The 21,033-nt window shown below is 42.1% G+C and carries 14 protein-coding genes; 10 read left to right on the plus strand and 4 right to left on the minus strand.

The features are described 5' to 3' along the window. Window positions 1-135: 135 nt before the first annotated feature. The 3 genes from rarD (at window position 136) to AACS00_RS02315 (ending at window position 2,658) form a co-directional block, all read left to right on the plus strand. On the plus strand, window positions 136-1,047 hold the full coding sequence (rarD, locus tag AACS00_RS02305) for an EamA family transporter RarD (RefSeq protein WP_072670345.1): 912 nt from the start codon (window positions 136-138) through the stop codon (window positions 1,045-1,047). 78 nt (window positions 1,048-1,125) lie between these two features. Beyond that, a complete protein-coding gene (locus AACS00_RS02310; protein ID WP_072670346.1) occupies window positions 1,126-1,920 on the plus strand; it encodes an AraC family transcriptional regulator in 795 nt (264 codons plus the stop codon). Between the two features lie 75 nt (window positions 1,921-1,995). Beyond that, window positions 1,996-2,658, plus strand: coding sequence for a LysE family translocator (locus AACS00_RS02315; RefSeq protein ID WP_110168365.1), 663 nt, complete (start codon window positions 1,996-1,998; stop codon window positions 2,656-2,658). 679 nt (window positions 2,659-3,337) lie between these two features. Here the strand turns inward: AACS00_RS02315 and uvrD are convergent. Beyond that, window positions 3,338-5,512, minus strand: coding sequence for a DNA helicase II (uvrD, locus tag AACS00_RS02320; protein ID WP_110168366.1), 2,175 nt, complete (start codon window positions 5,510-5,512; stop codon window positions 3,338-3,340). Between the two features lie 164 nt (window positions 5,513-5,676). Continuing rightward, window positions 5,677-7,719, minus strand: a complete 2,043-nt coding sequence (gene prlC, locus AACS00_RS02325) for an oligopeptidase A (protein WP_110168367.1) — start codon at window positions 7,717-7,719, stop codon at window positions 5,677-5,679. A 431-nt stretch (window positions 7,720-8,150) separates the two neighbouring features. On the opposite strand from prlC, the gene AACS00_RS02330 reads away from it, so the two are divergent. The 6 genes from AACS00_RS02330 to AACS00_RS02355 all read left to right on the plus strand — a co-directional run bounded on the left by AACS00_RS02330 (window position 8,151) and on the right by AACS00_RS02355 (window position 15,896). Further along, window positions 8,151-8,990, plus strand: coding sequence for a 23S rRNA (adenine(2030)-N(6))-methyltransferase RlmJ (locus tag AACS00_RS02330; protein WP_072670350.1), 840 nt, complete (start codon window positions 8,151-8,153; stop codon window positions 8,988-8,990). A 50-nt stretch (window positions 8,991-9,040) separates the two neighbouring features. Further along, window positions 9,041-10,393 (plus strand): glutathione-disulfide reductase, encoded by a 1,353-nt coding sequence (gene gorA / locus AACS00_RS02335; protein WP_110168368.1) that lies wholly within the window; start codon window positions 9,041-9,043, stop codon window positions 10,391-10,393. A gap of 88 nt (window positions 10,394-10,481) precedes the next feature. Next, the gene (locus AACS00_RS02340) at window positions 10,482-11,684 is read left to right on the plus strand and encodes a site-specific integrase (protein ID WP_181397655.1); all 1,203 of its coding nucleotides are present in this window, start codon (window positions 10,482-10,484) and stop codon (window positions 11,682-11,684) included. Then, window positions 11,681-13,369 (plus strand): hypothetical protein, encoded by a 1,689-nt coding sequence (locus AACS00_RS02345; protein ID WP_110168370.1) that lies wholly within the window; start codon window positions 11,681-11,683, stop codon window positions 13,367-13,369. Before AACS00_RS02340 ends, AACS00_RS02345 begins: the two co-directional genes overlap by 4 nt. A 9-nt stretch (window positions 13,370-13,378) precedes the next feature. After that, window positions 13,379-15,493, plus strand: a complete 2,115-nt coding sequence (locus AACS00_RS02350; RefSeq protein ID WP_110168371.1) for an integrase — start codon at window positions 13,379-13,381, stop codon at window positions 15,491-15,493. Beyond that, window positions 15,465-15,896, plus strand: a complete 432-nt coding sequence (locus AACS00_RS02355) for a hypothetical protein (RefSeq protein WP_110168372.1) — start codon at window positions 15,465-15,467, stop codon at window positions 15,894-15,896. Before AACS00_RS02350 ends, AACS00_RS02355 begins: the two co-directional genes overlap by 29 nt. 48 nt (window positions 15,897-15,944) lie before the next feature. On the opposite strand, the gene iteS is transcribed toward AACS00_RS02355, so the two are convergent. Continuing rightward, complete coding sequence (gene iteS, locus AACS00_RS02360; protein WP_110168373.1) at window positions 15,945-18,197, minus strand: S8 family anti-phage peptidase IteS; 2,253 nt, start codon at window positions 18,195-18,197, stop codon at window positions 15,945-15,947. Between the two features lie 5 nt (window positions 18,198-18,202). Continuing rightward, a complete protein-coding gene (locus AACS00_RS02365; protein WP_110168384.1) occupies window positions 18,203-19,321 on the minus strand; it encodes an AAA family ATPase in 1,119 nt (372 codons plus the stop codon). Between the two features lie 627 nt (window positions 19,322-19,948). Between AACS00_RS02365 and AACS00_RS02370 the strand changes: the two genes are divergently transcribed. After that, window positions 19,949-20,977 (plus strand): Abi family protein, encoded by a 1,029-nt coding sequence (locus AACS00_RS02370; RefSeq protein ID WP_110168374.1) that lies wholly within the window; start codon window positions 19,949-19,951, stop codon window positions 20,975-20,977. Window positions 20,978-21,033: the final 56 nt, after the last annotated feature.

The following is a 21,033-nucleotide window of genomic DNA, read 5'->3' on the forward strand; positions in this document are numbered from 1 at the left end:
AAAGTAGTCGATGAATTCGATTTACAGGTTATACTCTCAGCGGTTAACCTTTGGTTACGTTTTTACGTATTAGTTAACACGCCCTGACCAGCATTTCTCCTCTTTATCCCTTGCGACTGCAGAGAATTCGACATCATGACATTAGAACAACAACAAGAAGCTAAAAAAGGTATCTTTTTAGCGATCTGTGCTTACACCATGTGGGGCGTAGCACCGATTTATTTTAAATTACTGGGCCACGTTTCTCCGCTAGAAATTCTCAGCCATCGGGTTATTTGGTCTTTCTTTTTATTGGCAGGACTGCTCCATTTTAGCCGTCAATGGCGAGCGGTTGTCGACGTTTTTCAATCTAAGGTCAAGCTCGGTTATTTGTTGATCACCGCCCTCTTGATTGGGGGTAACTGGTTGATTTTTATCTGGGCAATTAATGCCAACCATATGCTTGATGCCAGTCTTGGCTATTACATCAATCCCATCCTGAATGTCTTTCTTGGTATGCTATTTTTAGGTGAACGACTACGTAAATTACAATGGTTTGCCGTGCTACTGGCGATGATTGGCGTTGGTATTCAGTTGGTGGTATTTGGATCGCTGCCAGTGGTAGCGCTAGTGCTCGCCACTACATTTGGTTTATACGGTTTGCTGCGCAAAAAAGTCGGCGTGGGGGCACAAAGTGGTCTATTTATCGAAACCTTATTTTTACTGCCTGTCGCCGCGTTATATCTGTTTATGCTGGCCGATACGCCAACCAGCCACCTATCGAACAATGACTGGTCATTGAATCTACTGCTGATCAGCGCAGGCATCATCACCACTTTACCTTTGCTCTGTTTCACTGGTGCGGCAACGCGCCTTAAGTTATCGACGCTCGGTTTCTTCCAATATATCGGCCCTAGCTTGATGTTCTTACTCGCCGTTTTGGTATACGGCGAAGCGTTCAGCGCCGATAAAGCGATCACTTTCGTCTTTATTTGGGGCGCACTGATCGCCTTTAGTTACGATGGGTTAACTTATAAACGCCATACCACGCGTATTGTTACCGAGTAAGGTGATCATTTTTTACAAGACAAGGCAATGGGTAACGATTAAGCTTAGTGGTATCGATTCTCATACCACTAAGCTCATATGGATACGATTCGATATTATTCAACGCAGCATCAAGCGATTAATCTGATTGAAGCTGACTATAAAAAGTTTGCCTTTCAACGCCACTATCATCTGGATTTTCATATCGGTTTGATCACCAGTGGCCAACAAAAGTTTGTTTATCGTGGCAGCCAACATCAGGTAGGACACGGACAGATCGTCATTATGCCACCGGATGAACTTCACGATGGTCAATCTTTATTTGATTCAGGCTATCAAGTACGAGTGTTATCAATCACTCCAGAATGGTTTAGTGAACATGTAGCATTAAGCCGCTCTCATGCGATGATCAATTTTAATCGCGTAATTGTTGATGACCAATCGATTTTTCAGCAACTGTCTCAGCTCCATCAACGCTTACTGTTGCCTAACCTAAGCCAACTAGAACAAGATTGCCTCCCATACGAAGGACTCGCCAATTTAATTCATCGCTATAGTATAACTAAAGAAAAAGTGGCGATTCCGCTTGGCGTACAAACTATTGCGACGCTGAAAGAATTTCTGATCGCCAATATCGATCAACCTGTACAATTGGCACAACTTGCCCAGCTTTGTCAGCTCAGTCCAACTCAGTTTCAACGTCATTTTAAAGCTCAAATGGGTATGACACCCTACGCTTGGTTTACTCGACTACGTCTAGAGCAGGGCATGAAACTGATAAAAAGTGGTCTAGCAGGAACGGAAGTCGCTCATCGAGTCGGATTTTACGATCAAGCCCATTTTACCAAAGCCTTTAAATGGACTTATGGTGTAACTCCCTCAGCCATCAGTTAAACGTCAATAATTTACAATCGCACAGCGGTTTAATCTGGCATTCTTGATTCTCTCCAATTTTTTGAGCCAATAACCATGAATGAAATCAGCTTATTAATTACCCTAGCCAGTGTCCATTTCATTGCTTTGATGAGCCCGGGGCCAGATATGGCGCTGGTGATTCAAAACGCCACTCGCTACGGTCGCCACACTGGGCTTTATATTGCCCTTGGGCTATCCTGCGGCATCTTACTTCACTCGTTATTAAGCTTAACGGGTGTCAGCTATCTTGTTCATCAACAGCCCTTGCTGTTTGCACTCGTCCAAGTCGCCGGTGGCAGTTACTTACTCTATCTGGGCAGTAATGCACTACGCCATACCATACAACACTGGAAAACAGACAGTGGGGTTATCTCTCAGCGCACAGAACTGCTACTGAATAATAAACGGCAAGCGTTTTCTCGTGGCTTAATTACCAATCTGTTTAATCCTAAGGCCTTGGTTTTTTTCATCAGTTTGATGTCAACGTTAGTACCGGCCAGCATGTCACTACAAGGTAAAGGGATGGCGTTACTGATTCTATGGGCTATCTCACTGCTCTGGTTCGCCGCACTAGCGTGGATGCTGTCAACCGAGCGCTTGCAGCGTAAATTGCAACGGGCAAGCCGCTATATTGATTTATTGTGTGGGATTATTTTCAGCCTAATTGGCTTAATGATTCTCTCTCAAGCACTGATCGGCTTGTTTTATCAATCATAATCGCTCCTCGAGCCAAGCGCCCAAAGAGGAAGATTGGCTTGACCTTTTGTAAGCGATCTCGCACAAATAAGTAAGCCAACATCGTTTTCTCTCTAGAGCAACGCCACTTAAAAACAAATAACCAATTGAATTTATTGATTTTATAATAAAATCCACAGCAAAAAATTGAGCGCCTATTTATTTTTAGTCTCTTGTTGATGTGGCCTAAAAGCGTAGTATGGGTGGTGTCGGAAGGATGCTGACACGGAACAGAAATTACTACGGACAGTAAACGTCAGGATGGCGAGTGATGGTTAAGGATTCATCATCAGCAAGGATAGCACAGGGACATTGAAAGGATGCGCTCGTTACTAGGATGGTAACGACAACGGAATGACAATGGACTCCTCTGGATGAGGCAAGGATTGAACATCAGGATGATGTCAAGGACACTGCTCAGGGAACAAGTAAGCGAACTAACAGGATGGTTAGTCGATCAGGATGATAAAGGACACCGCTAGGAAGGCGATGGACGGATTACGCTAAAGGATATGGCATACTATCAAGGAATTGATGCAGGGAGCACCGATTGAGTAGCTGGATTGCTGCAAGTAAGACCCTAACCCCGCAGGCTTTGCCCGCGGGGTTTTCTTTTATCGGTAATCAGCGTTACCCACTTGTTTGGTAACGCTGAAAAACGCTAAGCTTTTTCTAATCGAGCATAAGCGGTGACCAGCCATTTAATGCCTTCACCATTAAACGCGACTTGCACTCTGCTCTGTGGGCCACTGCCTTCAAAGTTGATGATCGTACCTTCACCGAATTTCGGATGCCGCACTCGAGCCCCCAAACTAAAGCCCGTTTCATTAAAATTCTCTTTCACCGCACTAGAGCTAAACCGGCCACTGTTAGCGGGTCTGCTGACTTGCGCTTTCATGCGCACTTCATCTAAACAGTGCTCAGGTAATTCGCGAATAAAACGCGATGGCTTGTGATATTTGTCTTGGCCGTACAAACGGCGAATTTCTGCATGGGTGATGTATAACTTTTGCATCGCTCGCGTCATGCCGACATAACACAGACGGCGCTCTTCTTCTAAACGCCCCGCTTCTTCAGCGGACATTTGGCTCGGGAACATACCTTCTTCGACACCAACCATAAACACCAAAGGAAATTCTAGTCCTTTCGCGCTGTGTAACGTCATCAATTGCACCGCATCATCAAACTCATCCGCTTGCCCTTCCCCTGCTTCCAGTGCTGCATGGGTTAAAAATGCGGTTAGCATGCTCATCTCATCGGCTTCTTCTGGTTTTTCAAACTGACGCGTGGCGGTAACCAATTCCTCCAAGTTTTCGATTCGTGCCTTAGATTTCTCGCCTTTCTCTTGTTCATACATGGCGTATAAACCCGAAGTTTTGATCACGTGGTCCGTTTGTACGTAAAGTGGCATCTCAGCACTATCGTCTTCCAAGGCATTAATCAGCTCAACAAAGCGGCTCAAAGCTCCCGCTGCACGTCCGGTTAGCACTTGCTCATTTAATAACGCGATACTGGCATCCCATAAAGTACAACCACGATCACGGGCAGCAAAACGAATGGTTTCCAGCGTTTTATCACCCAGCCCTCGCACCGGAGTATTGATCACTCGTTCAAAAGCCGAATCATCATGACGATTAGCGATTAAACGTAAATAGCTCAGCGAATCTTTGATCTCCTGGCGTTCAAAAAAGCGCATCCCGCCATAGATGCGATAAGGTAGACCAGCTTGAATTAACGCCTCTTCCAATACCCGTGACTGAGCGTTATTGCGATAAAGCATCGCACAATCATTGAGTAAGCCCCCATTATCTCGCCACTCTTTAATTTTGGTCACCGTGAAGCGGGCCTCATCCAAATCGTTATAAGCAGAGTACACCGAGATCCGCTCGCCTTCATTACCATCGGTCCATAGCTCTTTACCCATCCGCTCGGTGTTATTGGCAATTAAGGCGTTCGAGGCCTGTAAGATGGTTTTGGTTGAACGGTAGTTTTGCTCAAGGCGAATGGTGTTAACACTCGGAAATTCCAAGGTGAATTTTTCAATATTGGCGATATTCGCTCCACGCCAGCCATAAATCGATTGATCGTCATCACCCACAATCATCACATGACATTCAGGTCCGGCTAACATGCGTAGCCAAGCGTACTGAATATTATTGGTATCTTGAAATTCGTCGACCAGAATATGTTTGAAACGCGCTTGATAGTGTTCGCGAATATGCTGTTTATCACGCAAAAGCTCGTGAGTACGCAATAAAATTTCGGCAAAATCGATCAGCCCCGCTCGGTCGCACGCTTCTTGATAAGCGCTGTACAACTGCAGATAGGTTTGTGTCACCGGATCGCGGTAGACATCAATATGTCGCGGACGTAATCCTTCGTCTTTTTTGCCATTGATCCACCAACAAACCTGTTTAGCGGGCCATTGTTTCTCATCGAGATTTTGCGCTTTGATTAAACGGCGTAATAAACGCAGTTGATCTTCAGAATCGAGAATTTGAAAATCTTCCGGCAAATTGGCGTCTAAATAGTGGGCACGTAAAATACGATGACAAATGCCGTGGAAGGTACCATTCCACATACCCGATGCGCTGCCTTGCATTAGCTCTTCAATGCGTCCACGCATTTCTGCAGCGGCTTTATTGGTAAACGTCACCGACATGACCGAAAACGGCGATGCTTGTTCAACCGAGATTAGCCAAGCAATACGATGCACTAGTACCCGTGTTTTACCACTGCCCGCTCCTGCCAACACCAATAGATTTTCTAAAGGGGCGGCAACGGCTTCGCGCTGTTTATCGTTGAGACCATCGAGCAAAAGAGAGGGATCCATCATGGCTAATCTACTGTTTATTTATACATAATTTGTACGATTATACTCTTAAACGATGGGATAACCAAATGACGTAACAAGTCCCCGTTTCATCGTCATCGTCGAGTGATGGCATAGAAAAGGGCTGCATGAGCAGCCCTTCTAAGTGATGTTCACTTGACGTGTATTTAAGCGGCGATCCCGGCATGGCGTAGCATAGCGTCGATTTGTGGTTCACGACCACGAAAACGCTTGAATAGCTCCATAGGCTCTTCACTGCCACCCATTTCAAGAATATTTTCTAGGAAGCTTTGTCCAGCTTGAGTATTAAAAATACCCTCTTCTTCAAAGCGTGAAAACGCATCCGCAGACAACACTTCTGCCCATAAATAGCTGTAGTAACCAGCGCTATAACCACCCGCAAAAATATGGCTAAAGCTGTGAGAGAAACGGTTCCACTCTAAGCTTGGTAATACTGAGACCTTTTTCTTCACTTCAGCTAAGGTTTCTAGCACTTTTGGCCCGACTTCTGGGTCGTAGGTGGTATGAAGCGTAAAATCGAACAGACCGAATTCCAATTGACGCAAAATAAACATCGCCGATTGGAAGTTCTTCGCAGCGAGCATTTTATCCAGCATTGCTTTCGGCAGCGGTTCACCAGTTTGGTAATGACCTGAAATAAAGGTCAATGCCTCTTCTTCCCAGCACCAGTTTTCTAAAAATTGACTTGGTAACTCAACCGCGTCCCAAGGCACACCATTGATGCCAGACACCGAGCCAATCTCGACTTGAGTCAGCATATGATGAATACCATGACCAAATTCGTGAAACAGCGTCACCACTTCATCATGAGTAAATAAGGCTGGCTTATCGCCGATTGGGCGGTTGAAGTTACAGGTTAAATAAGCCACTGGCGTTTGCAATTCACCATTTTGCGTCACACGACGGCCACGGCAATCGTCCATCCAAGCACCGCCCCGTTTATGCTCACGAGCGTACAGATCAAGATAGAAGCTACCACGTAAGGTATGGTTGGAATCAAAAATATCAAAGAAACGTACCGAAGGATGCCAAGTATCTACCCCTGCACGCTCTTTAACCGACATACCGAACACACGGTGAAGCACTTCAAATAAGCCTTTGACTACCGTCTGCTCAGGGAAATAAGGACGCAATTCCTCATCGGAAATGTTAAACAAGTGCTGTTTTTGCTTCTCACTGTAGTAAGCGACATCCCACAATTGCAGCTCAGACACGCCATATTCTTGCTCAGCAAATTGGCGTAAGGCTTCCACTTCACGCTCGCCTTGAGGCTTGGCTTTCGCCGCCAAATCATTCAGGAAGCCCAACACTTGATCTGGGGTTTCCGCCATTTTGGTCGCTAATGATTTTTCACTGTAGGAGTTAAACCCTAACATCCGAGCAATTTCATGGCGTAGCTTGAGTTTCTCAGCAATGATCTCACTGTTGTCCCATTGACCAGCGTTAGGACCGCGATCCGATGCTCGCGTCACGTACGCTTCATACAACTCTTGACGCAGAGCTTGGTTATCACAATAGGTCATCACGGGTAGATAAGAAGGCATCTCTAGAGTCAATAAATACCCTTCTAACCCTTTCGCTTCTGCGGCTGCTTTCGCTGCAGCAAGGGCCGATTCTGGCATACCCGCTAACTGCTCAACATCGGAGATCTGTTTGCTCCAGCCCATGGTGGCATCAAGGACATTATTAGAAAACTTTGAACCTAACTCGGACATGCGCTTACTAATCTCACCATAGCGTTTCTGCTCGGCGGCAGGTAAGCCAATCCCCGAAAGCTCAAAATCACGCAAGCCATCGTCGATGGTTTTTTGCTGAGCTCGAGTTAAGGTTGCAAACTCTGGACTGGCTTTGATCGCTTTATAAGCTTCGAACAGTCCTTTGTGTTGTCCAACCCAAGTGCTGTACTCAGAAAGCAGAGGCAGACAGCTTTCATAAGCGTCACGTAACTCATCACTATTGACAACGGAATTCATGTGACTGACCGGTGACCATACTCGGCTTAAGCGATCATCGACTTCTTCAATCGGCGCAATCACACTCGCCCATGAAGGTTGAGTGTTACCCTCAAGAACTTGGTTAATTTTAGTGCGGCAAGCTTCAATCACTTGTTCAACCGCAGGTTTTACATGCTCAGGTTTAATGGCAGAAAACGGCGGTAAATCCGTGAACGTGAGAAGAGGATTTGACATATAACATTCCTTTTGAGTTAAGACGTGTCGCTCTCCTTCCTATTTGTAGTGGCAAAGTAAGAAGGTTGTGTTATGAGAAAGTAAATCGGGGTGGTGAGGCAAAATTTCAATAGCGACTTAAGTATTATGACTTAAAATCACCACAAGATTGACGATGTTAAGCTAACTTTCACCCCACTATCCCAAACGACTTGGAGTTACAAGTAAGCGGCAAGTGAATCAATCCCCATGAGCATAGACAAACGATGTGATTGGGGTGAATAAATGCAACCAACACCGCGGCAGCTTCAAGTACGAAGAGGATATCATCAACCCACCTTGCTCAGACTGACGTATCACCAACTGCACCTGAAACGCTTTTGAGTATATAATCAGGCGATATTATTTGATTCACTAGCCACACTCGCGCAGGAGTGTTTTGAGAGCTCATTTTGCTAAGTTATCGTCACAGTTTTCATGCTGGCAACCACGCTGATGTATTAAAGCATATCGTACAAAGTCTTATTCTCAATGCTTTACAGCAAAAAGAGACGCCATTTGTTTATCACGATACTCATTCTGGCGTTGGGCGCTACGATTTAACCCACGAGTGGTCAGAAAAAACCGGAGAATACAAACAAGGGATTGGCCGATTATGGCAGCAGACAGACACTCCCGCGGCAATAGACAGTTATCTGGATGCGGTTAAAGCCCTCAACCAAGGCGAGGAGCTACGCTATTACCCAGGTTCACCACGCATCGCTCGCGCTCACCTTCGTGCCCAAGACCGCATGGTACTCAGCGAACTGCATCCCAGTGATTACCCATTACTGGAGCAAGAATTTGCTCGTGATCGCCAAGTGGCCATTTACAAACAAGACGGCTTTGCACGCTTAAAAGCCAGCTTGCCGCCGAAAGAACGCCGCGGCTTGGTGCTGATTGATCCGCCTTATGAGCTGGCCAAAGAGTATCGCGATGTGGTGCAAGCCATCGCACAAAGCCATAAACGTTGGTCAACGGGCATTTATGCGATTTGGTATCCTGTAGTTAACCGCTGCGATATTGAAGATATGTTAGAAGGCCTAGCTAACCTTGGCATTCGTAAAATCTTACAAATTGAACTTGGCGTGGCGCCCGATACCAATCAACGTGGTATGACCGCGTCAGGGATGATTGTGATTAACCCGCCGTGGAAACTGGAGAGTGAAATGCAAACCATTCTGCCGTTTCTCAAGCAAGCCATCGCTCCCGCAACGGGTCATTTTAAAGTCGAATGGGTTGTTCCAGAATAAACTGACCCAATCTAGTTAATAACGCACTGAAAAGAATAACGGAGAAAGGAATGACAACACATTTTGATTATATCTGTATTGGTGGCGGCAGCGGTGGCATCGCTTCAGCGAACCGTGCGGCAATGTATGGCGCAAAAGTCGCTTTGATTGAAGCGAAAGATCTCGGTGGCACTTGTGTGAATGTCGGCTGTGTGCCGAAAAAAGTCATGTGGCATGGCGCTCAAATTGCCGAAGCCATGCAGCTTTACGCAAAAGACTACGGCTTTGATGTCAAGGTTAATGGTCTAGATTGGTCAAAACTGATTGAAAGCCGTCAAGCCTATATCGGTCGTATTCATCAATCTTATGATCGCGTACTCGGTAATAACAAAGTGCAGGTTATTCGTGGTTTTGCCCGTTTCATTGATACCAAAACTATCGAAGTGGAAGGCAAACACTATACCGCCGATCATATTTTGATTGCCGTGGGTGGCCGACCAACCATTCCAAACATCCCTGGCGCAGAATACGGTATTGATTCCAACGGCTTCTTTGAGCTAACCGAGCAGCCGAAACGCGTAGCCGTGGTCGGCGCTGGTTATATTGCGGTTGAGATCGCCGGGGTACTGCATGCCCTTGGTACAGAGACCCACTTGTTTGTACGCAAAGAATCGCCACTGCGCAGCTTTGATCCGATGATCATCGATACTTTGACCGAAGTAATGAAAACGGAAGGGCCAACACTGCACACTCATAGTGTGCCAAAACAAGTCGTTAAAGAGGCCGATGGCAGTCTGACACTGCATCTTGAAAATGGCCAAAGCTGCAATGTCGATACCCTGATCTGGGCGATTGGTCGCCATCCTGCCACGGATGCGATTAATCTTGCCGCCACTGGCGTGGCGACTAATGAGCAAGGCTATATTAAAGTCGATCAATACCAAAACACCAATGTTGAAGGTATTTACTGCGTCGGCGATATTATGGAAGGCGGTATTGAGTTAACCCCCGTGGCTGTTAAAGCAGGTCGTCAGCTGTCCGAGCGTTTGTTCAACAACAAACCTGAAGCAAAAATGGATTATGAGTTAGTGCCTACCGTGGTCTTTAGTCACCCACCGATTGGTACCATCGGCTTAACCGAACCCGACGCGATAGCTAAATATGGCGCGGATCAGGTCAAAATCTATACATCGAGCTTTACTGCCATGTATACCGCGGTAACCTCTCATCGCCAGCCATGCAAAATGAAATTAGTCTGCGCAGGGCCAGAAGAAACCGTGGTCGGTTTACATGGTATTGGCTTTACAGTGGATGAAATGATTCAAGGTTTTGCAGTTGCAATGAAGATGGGCGCGACGAAAGCTGATTTTGATTCAGTAGTGGCTATTCACCCAACGGGCAGTGAAGAATTTGTTACCATGTAGATCTGTGTCTGGAAAATCCACCCTGTAGATTTGTAAACTCTGGAAAACCTACTAGCCTCTATGTATATCAAATACATTGGAGGCTGGTATGGTTACTGTTGTAAATTCTAAAAATTTTGATGTTCCCCGAATCTATCCGCCTTCAAGTAAATCGACATCCATTCAATTAAGTGGATTTCCTACCTTTTACTCTAAAGACAACGAATACCTGCTCCCGGTGAACCTCTGGTTCAATTACTTGGTGAATATTCGAAAAGCAGTCGATATAACAGCAAGTGTTCGCGCCCTTAAGAGATATTGGCAGTTCTTAGAAACCAATAATTATTCCTGGGATAATTTTCCAGCAAACGATTATCTAAAACCCACCTATAGATTCAGAAATGATGACCTATTAAAAGCAGCAAGAAGCGGAGAGATCGCTTTTTCTACAGCATCTATGTACATTCTTCATGTCATCAAATTCTATGAATGGGCAGCTCATGAAAGGTTTATTACCTTCACAGAAGAGAATAAACCATTTAATTATCAAATAGTTCATATCGCCAATTCAGGAATAATGAATCATAACAACCCGAGATTCGCAGTGCGATCAACTGATCTGAGAATCAGGAAGCCAGCAAGAAATGAACAACAAAAACTCAATCCTTTATCTCAACAAGAGCTATTCTGTTTTGCCGACTGTCTCAGAGAGTGTTCTGAAGAGTTTATCATTCATCAGCTACTACAAATACAGTCTGGATTACGCGTTGAAGAAGCTTGTACATTTCCATTTGAGGTTGTTGAAATGCCTCAACAACATATTCGCCGATACGAAGTTGAAATCGGAGCTAATAACGGCGTACACACTAAATTCAACAAAACACGCAAAGTAGAAATACCTAACCAACTAATGCGCAAGATGTATGACTATTTGGTTAGTGATCGGCGACTAAAACGGGCGAGTAAAACTGATAATACACATAAAACACTTCTCCTTAACAATTTAGGTAACCCTCTTTGTAGTAACAACGTCCAACAACATTTTCGTCGCCTAAAGCACCAAATCCAACAGAAACACAATATCGTCTTTAGCCACCGCACTCATGATTTAAGAGCAACCTATGGTACCTATCGCCTCGATTCACTAATGAACCATCTCCCAGTTGGTGATGCTTTAGCTTTGATTATGGGGTGGATGGGACACAAAGACGATAAAACCACATGGAAATATCTTCGATATTTAAGAAAAGAAAAAGCAAACCAAAATGCGATTGTTATGCTTGACCAAATATTAGAGGAAGCAATGTTATGACTTACTCTCCTCCGACATTAACAATCAAACTTCGTACCGGAATCAAACAAACGTTAACTTATGACTTCACCCGTTTTTTCTACAAAGGCGTTGCTTTTAAAAGAGATTTACAACAAGCAGAACCTGCAAATCGAGATGCTGATGTTCTGAGGTGGTACAGAATATTTACTGAGACAAACGAATACTCTGATCTGACAAAACAAAGCTACCTAAGAGATTTTGCGAAGTACGTTCGCTTTTGTGATTCGAAAAAACTTAATCCAGAAAGCTCAGCTGCAGTTGAGTCATGGGAAAGACATTTGATAGAACAAGTTCGTATCTCTTCAATGAATACCAACTCTGCGCGGAAAATGATTTCTTGTTCAAAAAAATGTTTGGAAATGCTTGGAAACCCAAGCTCAGAATGGTTTTCCCCGTATGGTTTGTTTCGATCTGAACCTAATCCAACTCAAGGCTATTCAGATCGAGAGCTGTCTTCCTTAATCAAAATTATTAATTCCTTTTTCAGGCAAATTTCCAAACAAATAATAGATAATCCCGAGGTTCACTTGAATGCCTCAGGCAATCAAAGAACTGCATCCTTTACCTATAATCAACATACGCATGAGATAGCCTCCCCAGTAACAAAATGTTTTAGTGCAGCCTACTTCATGTTGTCGTATTACACATGGGGTAATACGACTGTCCTCCTGAACATGACAAAACCTAAAGAGAAAATATTTGAAGGAGGAAAATGGTTTGAACAAAGTGTTTTAAAGCCTAGAGCAAATAAGTATGTATCTATATCGATTGGGGATAACGGTACGTATCATGTCCCCAAAATTGCCCTTCGTTTTTTTGAACAGTTATTGAAACTAAGTAACCTTATTTCGTCAGAACCTCATCTTCTTTGGCAGGCTAAAAAAGGAAATATCGCTCCCTTAGAACAAGGACATATACAAACCTTCTCTAAATGGCTGTATGAGATGTTTTCTCTAAAATCTGATGATGGTGAGCCATTACGGCCAATGGCTTCGAAATTTCGTGCCAGTGGAAGTTACCGCTATTTAGCAAAAACGGGAAATGCAACTGAAACAGCATTGCTCTTAGGCAATACCCCATACACATTATCAAAGCACTATTCTTCCGGAAATCAGGTTGAGAACCAAAAACAATTGCTTGCAGCAACTCACACAATTGAAGGCGCGGCTAGATGTTCAGATATTAATGCTGCAAAAGAATTTGCAAAAAAAGAGTTGGGGTTAGAAGTTCTTCCGTACGAGGAATTCCTTGCAAAATATGCAGATAAGAACGGCGAAAAAACGATTATAGGAACGGGCTGCAAAAATGTCTATTCCAGTCAGGCTGACAAATATCGAAGGAGGAATCACTTTAGCCCGAAAGACTTTAACGTTGACCACCTGGCTTGTTCTGACATTCATAATTGCTTCAATTGTGACAATCAGGTCATCATTGAAAGTGTTGAGGATATCTGGTGTTTACTGAGTTATCGAGAATCCATCATTGATTCAAAAGTTCACCACCTCAGTGAGCAACATTTTAATAAAAACTATTCAGACCTTTTAAATTCGATCAATCGAATTGTCTTCACCATCCATCCCAAAGTAAAAAGATTAGCAGAAAAGAAACTACAGAATGAGGGAAGACACCCTCTATGGCCAGAAGGCATCAACATAGACTTTTAGGAAAAAAATATGACACCTCTTTTTGAGTTACCCAAGAATATTTTGCAAGAAAACATTTCTGAATACAGAAGGATAATTCAGCTTTTTGCTGATAAAAAATATAGAGAGTTGGAAGGTGTTGTTGTAACTAAAAATTACGACGGCTCTCCTAGAAGCTATATGGGTGATGAAGAATGGAACTTTCAAGCGTACCTTGATGCGAGAATCACCTATAAAAAAAGTATCGTATTCTCGAAGATTATTGATGACCATTTAGCTAGAGAAATGAAATTAATTTGTTTTTCATGGTTATATATTGCCGGTCACCACAGAAAAGGGGCAGTGATAAAACCATCCACACTAATCGCCCGATATTCTAAGCTATGTATCGTATATAAATTTCTAGATAGTGAAGGTTACTCCTCCATAGAATGCTTAAGCTCAAATTTGGTTTTTAGTCAATTTTGTATATATATACGAAAACTAAATTACAGCGTAGCTCAAGTTGAAGGGTTATTTAATGCTCTAATGCATGCTGCAAAAGTCGCCAGATACCTACCTATAAATATTATAATCCCAGAAGGCTATACACAAACGGCTTTTTCTAGAGAGATCACAGGGAAAAATAGGCTCGAAAGTAAGAATCAATTTTATGCAATACCAACCCGTTTAATGGAGAAGATTTATGGTCATTGTTTTGGATTAATAGAAAAGTACCACCCGTACAAAGAAGAAATATATGAACTTTTGCACGACATGAGACAAAACTATGAAGAAGGTAAAAGAAGAGTTGATGATAAAATAAAAACAGGCACTTGGCACTGGCTTGATGAAGCGTCTTCAGATTATCGAGTCGAGGTTAACAAACATCAACCATTTAGCTATCAAAGCATATTTGAAGCACACTTAGGGAACTCTGAATTAGGAAATTTGTTGCCAAAGCATGCAGTAAAAGTTCAAGGTAAAGTAATTGAATTGCAGACAGCTTGCTATATTGTCTGTGGTGCTCTGACAGGGATGCGCCGTTCAGAGTTATTCTGCCTCCATTCGAATAGCTATAAAGAAAAAGAAGTGTATGGACGAACATATAGCGTCCTTCAATCTGAACAACATAAATTCAGTCAAGGGATAGGAAAGAGTGCTGAGTGGGTAACAACTCCTCTTACACGAAAAGCGATTGAACTTGCGGAAGCAATATCCCGCTATATGAGAATTCAATTACTTGAAGACGATGACCCTATGAGTAATCACGACTCAAGTTGCCTGTGGCTAGGTCAAGGTAGAAAAGCTCAAAAGCCTATTATACGTCAAGACGGAAACATGCGTACTCATTTCAACAGGTTATGTAAAGATGCCGGTGCAATCATTACAGAGCAAGACTTAATTGAATTTGAAATGATTAATCCAAATAGAGAACCAAATCACGCTGATGAAAGAATTACTGAAGGTTGTGTATGGCCTTTAACAACGCATCAATTACGTAGAACATTCGCCGTATTTTCCAAAAGACACAACTTGTGTCATGACATCGCAATTAAACAACAATTCAAACACTTAGATCTGCCTACAACCGAATGGTATGGAGAAGGAGGACTTGCAAGTAAAATAAAAGCACTACAGATCGACACGGAGCTTCAGTCTTTTATTAATGATGTCATCCAAGAATCAACGACTCAAAAAATTCACGAGTGGTATAAAGGCTGGGATTCTGGTCAACTAATGGGACACATGGCCGGCTCAATCAATAAAAACCGAATATCTCTTCACAAAAAATATAAATCATGGGATGCGATTAATGAGCATGTAAAAGCTGGTCGATTAACTCTTGTAGGCACGCTACACTCTTACTGTATGGCTGGCTACGAATGCCAGATGCATAAGGTTAGTTCTCCAGCCAACTGTATGAGCTGTGAAAATCAACTCATAGATAAAGAAAAAGCTGAAAACTGGAGCAAACGCTATCAATGGGTATGCAAACAAGTTCTTGATATGGAAGCAATCGGTTCGTTAACCGCTTCCATGTATTCACATTTTATTACCCAAATCAGAGCCGCTGAAAAAGTTCTCCACAAATTCCAGATTCCATTCACAAGATTTGAGATAGGCAACGGAAAATATGAGCAAATCCCAAATTACGCAGGTTGAACTAGAGCAAGCACTAGAAAGAATCTTATCGGGAAAAACTCACCGTGTTGATCCTTCCAGGAAGATATCCGTTAAGGCTGTCGAAGAAGAAGCTGGATTAGGTGATGGCTCTGCCTATTACTACAAAGATATAGTGCAAAAAATAAAAGACTCAGTTGTTCTTAATTCACCAAAACTCAAAGCCAAAAACGCGTATGAGGATAAGATTTCCAGCTTAAGAGAGCGATTAAATAAGGAAATAAAACTGAAAGAAAAGTACCGTGATCAAGTAGAAGAAATGAAAGATCAACTTGCTAGTATGGCTAGCCAGCACAATCAATTGGCTTTGATGATTGAGCAATATCAATATCAAATAACGGAATTGGAGTCCGATACAACTCGGTTAAAGCTTCCAAAAGAATAATTTAGCCTCAGATTCCAGAACGCAGCTCTGAGGCTAAATTAGTACGACTTATGACCTTACTCTCAAGTTAATATCTATATCATGAGTAACCCAACCAGACTGAATCATCTTCCGAATAGCTTGGTTGTACACAGGCTGAGTCGGATCTAAGGATCTCAAACTGACAATTAATGATACTCGTTGAGGAATATCAGGTTTTTCCTCTTCAGCCCGTCGCTCAACTTTTAATTTCAATCGCCATGTGTCAATACTAACACCTTGAGGAAATATGTGATGATACGCTTTCACAGGGGACCACTTAAAGCCATGCTCTATTCGTGACTTTTCATATAACTTACTCATATCCTTAGGAGCTGGCGGCACCCGTGAATTAAATTTTCTTTTACCTTCTTCATCCTTATCATAACTGCCCATGCCAGCATCAACATTGGTCCGGCAATACTCTGAAGCATAATCTTTATCTGTGATAGGAGAATACACTAAGGTCATAGCAATCTCTCCTTTAAACTTACCGTCATCAGTTATTAAACAATCAGGAATAGGAAAAGGGTATCTTTCAAACTCAAAGCCACCATATTTTAAATCAGTCTCAAAGAAAAGAGTTATGCAATGGGGATCACAATACAGTATATCCACTATATCTGCGGGCTTTCCAAATCCATTTCCATTGATCGATGCGGAGTTAACTTTGGGGCTATTTAACAAAGCAGAATGTATGACCAAAGCTTTGATTCGTTCTGGCGGAATACCATCTGCACTATAACCCTTTAAATAATGAAGTAATGAAGCGGCCTGACCACTAACAATTGGAGTGGAGAAACTTGTACCTATCGACTCATAGATCATATTATTTGGACCCATTGACAAAACACCTGTCTGAGCAAAACCTCCATTTGCTGCATTATTCCCACCATAGTGAGTAACTTCTGGTTTTGGAATATAGCAAGGCCCAGGGCCAATACGTGAGAAAGGAGAAGGTTCACCAGCCTTAACTAACGTTGCCGGAGTGTCCTTATGTGCAATACTCCCAACAGTAAGAGCTCTAATTGAGTCCCCTGGAGAAGATACTCTATTTAAAATAGGATCCTTTAACGTTGTCGGCCACAACGACATATCATTTTGGTTACCCGAAGCAACAACAAATAAACAACCATGATCATCATGCATTTCATCTAAAAATCGGGCAAAATCAGAGAATTCACTGTAGCTAACTGGACAAGAAGCCCCTAGAGATAGATTCCAGACTTTAACCATTGGATATTTAGTAACAACCTCTTCAATAATTGCGACTAGTTCTTCCTCTGAAACATTTGAGTTTTTAGGAAAAACATTAACATCAACAATTTTTGCTTGAGATGTTGGGAATGCGGGATCACGATGATTCAAGTAGTGGCTATTTGCTATCAGACCTGCCACCATCGTGCCATGACCGTAATCTTCCAACCCAGAAGGAACATAGGATTCTCTAGCAATTACCCAAGGGGCCAATAATGTGCATCTTGGACAGACTCCCGAATCAATAACTCCTACAACAGGATATTCCTCACCAGCCAAAGGTGGCGGGCATTGTTCTGCACTAGCATTAGTCACCGGTGTGACTTGAACATCCATATCTAAAGGAAAAAAATCAGGCATTGGAGCTGCAGATCTTAATCCAACAAACTCTGCCAGTTTTTTCTCTATACCTTTATGAAAATCAATGGTTAATACTTCCTGTTTTCCATAACTAACTTTTTTAACATGAAGTTGATTCTTATGAAGATATTCAGAAAAAGCCTGCTCCAATGACGCATTTTTCTCATGATCTTTATGATCAAAGAGTTTTAACTTAACTTTCTTATTATCATATCCAGAAATTCGAGAGATATATTCGGCTGCTACATAGGGTTCGATTTTCTCTATTGCTGAAATATTTGCGGTTTGCTTCTTTGCTGTATTATTTTTAATGCGTTTTTGCAGCTCATTAAGACCAGATTGAGTTGCACTAACTAACAGTTCACCATAATCCATAGTTCCAATAATTGGACATGTTCTTTTTGAAAACAAAGCCGTTGGTCTATGAGACTTTGCCAATGCTTCTTCTTTTAATGTAACTTTTGCAACAACTGGCAATTTAGGCCACAAATTAAAAGACAACCTAAAATAGTCCGATACATCTTTAACCTCATTTACTAGTTGCAAGCGCCTTTCTCTGCTTGCTCCATCTCCAAATACTTTGTCTTTAGTATTAACCAAGCCTGGAGGACGATGATCAGTTTCACGTATCGAAACAACTTGAATCGGATTGTCTTTCTTATTCATGAGTTCTAGCCTTTTGTCGATGTGATTTTTGAAACTTTACCTATAGAAATTCCCAACAGTGCCGACAAGCGATTAACAGTAAAAACTTTTCTATTTTTTTCTCTTAACTGTATCGCTTTTTCTTCCACACTTAATTCAGAACGAATGATATCTTGATACATTTCGCCAACTAGTTTTAATACCAGGGAATCAATATCCACATGTTCAAAACCATTTATAATTGCATTCCGAATTTCTGATTTACAAGCCTGCTCAATCAAAGCACCACTCATCCCATCTGTTATTTCAACAATAGTCTTAACGTTCGTCGGGCCATAATTACCTAAAAAGTCTTTAATTAACTTTTCTCGGGTATCACTATCAGGAAGAGGAATTTTTACTCTATAAGCAAATCTCCTCCATACTGCTGGATCTAGCAAATCTTCATGGTTAGTCGCTGCTAGTAGTATTGTACCCTCAGGTAAAGCATCAATGTTCTGCAAGAGGCTTACAACAACTCTCTTCAATTCACCAAGCTCATGCTGGTCATCTCGTGCTTTTGCAAATGCATCAAATTCATCTAAGAATAATACACAAGGTCTTTGCGCTGCATGATCAAACAAGCTTCTCAAATTCTTAGCAGTAGACCCCAAAAAAGATGATATAAGAGTATCACCTCGTGCTGTTATCAAGGGCAAATCCAAACGTGCGGCTATATACTTAGCTAACTGTGTCTTACCGCAACCTGGAGGACCATATATCAGCATTGATGGAGTAATTCCAACTCCAGCATCTGCCAACAAATGAGCCTTATCAATAAATGATAAAAATTCCCTGACTAATTCTTCTACGCTCTGTGGTAGCTGAACAGAAATATCAGTTACACATGGATTGGTTTCATCACCTAAAGTCAAACGGCTATCTCTATCCACTGGTAAAACAGTACCTTGTGAACTCGTTACCGACGTCGAACCAAAACCAGCTCCTGGCTTAGAAAAAAGTTTCTTCCTAATATTCTCAGCAGGTCTTCCCATACCCTCTTTTTCCATCTTATCAGCGAGTAGCTCTGCATATGCAACAACTTGAGAGGGATTGCTTTTAATTCCTCCCTCTATAATTTTCAAAATTTCTGGTATGAACAGCATCTGAGTCACCATTTGCTCGACATTGAAATCGATGCAAACTTGAAAAAAAACCAACATAAATGAAACTTATACCAGATTAATGAAAAAAAATAAAGAATTACGCTAGTTTTTTGTGAAAAAATGAAAATCAGAAACATATCAGGAGGGGGGCAGTTCAATAACTTCCGAGCAAATATTAAACTTGTATCACAACCAACATGGCCCTCTCTTGCAAGGTAGATGTCACTGTTAAATTTTAACCAGTTAGGGGTAGTAACAGAGTAGAAAATCTCTCGTTATTCGCTGGAAAGAAAAGTGATCCACACCAACATTTTTGAACACCGAGTTAATTGAGTTTTTGCAGGTACAGTCTTGATGCTCAACTAGTGACAGGTACTGAACAATTGTCACCAGCAAACAAAAAGAAACCACTAGTGGTGATAGAGAAGCTAAAGAATGAAGACAATGAATGATTCGCCGACTACCTTCTCATCGGCACAAGAACGAGAAAAGCCACCCGAAGGTGGCTTTTCCGTACTACTTTTTCGCTAGAGACCTCTAAGAAGAGGCGACTCCGCCTTGATGTAGTCAATATTAGGCGTACTATTTTCAGTAGTCAACCAGTTTTAAATATTTAAGGGATAAATAATGAGCAACTTAATATCTAGCGACAGACTAGATATCTATGAACATCATCTCAAGGTTACCTCTTCACAAGCCCTAGCCGCATATCACTGGAACAAAGCTCTCAGCGGCGCGCTACTCCCCGCTCTTCAGTGTTTAGAAATCACACTGAGAAATGCGATTGATCAAGCGATACAAAACACCCCCCCAAGTGGTGCTAATGGACTCTATAGCACAGATAGAAACTGGATTTTTTCTCTACCAGAATATAAAGGGCGTAGTTCTCTGAGGAACAACCAGAGATATAAAAGAGTTACGAATCCCAGCCCACATCAACAAGTAGATGCAAACAATTTTCTACTTGATAATTATGGTCACAGAGTTATTCAAAAAAGAATATGGGAAGAAGACCAAATTCGAAATGCAAAACGGCGCATTACAGCGGCAGGAAAAGTTGTTAATGCTAGTAGGGTAATTTCTGGGCTAGATTTCGGCTTTTGGACCAATCTTTTGTCGGATAAATATGAAGATACAAGATCTAACTCTCTTCTATGGCCAAACCTAATACCAATCGTTTTTCCAAACGCTCCTCAGGGCTCAACAAGGCAGGACATAGAAGGCAAATTCACTAAAATTAGAGAACTTAGAAATAGGCTTTCCCATCATGAGGCTATTTGGAAATTTCATTATGACTGCCCTCAAACAGGAACAACTGACTACCAACGACCAGTGTACGGAAAACTAGCAAGTTGCAGCCTATTACTAAAACACTATGAAGACATTCTTACTTTAATTGAATGGATAGATATCGATAGGAAAAAAGTCTTTTTAGAACATAAAGCTCACTCTAGATTTATGTCTTTATGCTCAATAGATGGGCTAAATAGTTTTATTGAGCCAGAAAAGATTGGGCTAAATGTCCCTTCGTCAAAAGGAGGTTGGGCAATGAAGAAGGTCCTAAAAGCCCTAGAAAAAGACAATCTCATACGTGTAACAAAGAAAGGGGACACAATACTCACTATCGGTGCAGATATCTTAATAGATCATCAATAGATTTTAGTAATAGAGTCTGGAAAACAAACTTTTCCAGACTCAAATATCTTAAAATT

The sequence above is a fragment of the Vibrio sp. 11986-1-5 genome (genome assembly GCF_963878025.1).
In the GTDB taxonomy this organism is placed as follows: Bacteria; Pseudomonadota; Gammaproteobacteria; order Enterobacterales; family Vibrionaceae; genus Vibrio; species Vibrio injensis.

Excerpts from the sequence above, each read along its gene's own strand:
- rarD (WP_072670345.1), top strand. The coding sequence starts at position 136 with ATGACATTAGAACAACAACAAGAAGCTAAAAAAGGTATCTTTTTAGCG.
- AACS00_RS02310 (WP_072670346.1), top strand. The coding sequence starts at position 1,126 with ATGGATACGATTCGATATTATTCAACGCAGCATCAAGCGATTAATCTG.
- AACS00_RS02315 (WP_110168365.1), top strand. The coding sequence starts at position 1,996 with ATGAATGAAATCAGCTTATTAATTACCCTAGCCAGTGTCCATTTCATT.
- uvrD (WP_110168366.1), bottom strand. The coding sequence starts at position 5,512 with ATGATGGATCCCTCTCTTTTGCTCGATGGTCTCAACGATAAACAGCGC.
- prlC (WP_110168367.1), bottom strand. The coding sequence starts at position 7,719 with ATGTCAAATCCTCTTCTCACGTTCACGGATTTACCGCCGTTTTCTGCC.
- gorA (WP_110168368.1), top strand. The coding sequence starts at position 9,041 with ATGACAACACATTTTGATTATATCTGTATTGGTGGCGGCAGCGGTGGC.
- AACS00_RS02340 (WP_181397655.1), top strand. The coding sequence starts at position 10,482 with ATGGTTACTGTTGTAAATTCTAAAAATTTTGATGTTCCCCGAATCTAT.
- AACS00_RS02345 (WP_110168370.1), top strand. The coding sequence starts at position 11,681 with ATGACTTACTCTCCTCCGACATTAACAATCAAACTTCGTACCGGAATC.
- AACS00_RS02350 (WP_110168371.1), top strand. The coding sequence starts at position 13,379 with ATGACACCTCTTTTTGAGTTACCCAAGAATATTTTGCAAGAAAACATT.
- AACS00_RS02355 (WP_110168372.1), top strand. The coding sequence starts at position 15,465 with ATGAGCAAATCCCAAATTACGCAGGTTGAACTAGAGCAAGCACTAGAA.
- iteS (WP_110168373.1), bottom strand. The coding sequence starts at position 18,197 with ATGAATAAGAAAGACAATCCGATTCAAGTTGTTTCGATACGTGAAACT.
- AACS00_RS02365 (WP_110168384.1), bottom strand. The coding sequence starts at position 19,321 with ATGCTGTTCATACCAGAAATTTTGAAAATTATAGAGGGAGGAATTAAA.
- AACS00_RS02370 (WP_110168374.1), top strand. The coding sequence starts at position 19,949 with ATGAGCAACTTAATATCTAGCGACAGACTAGATATCTATGAACATCAT.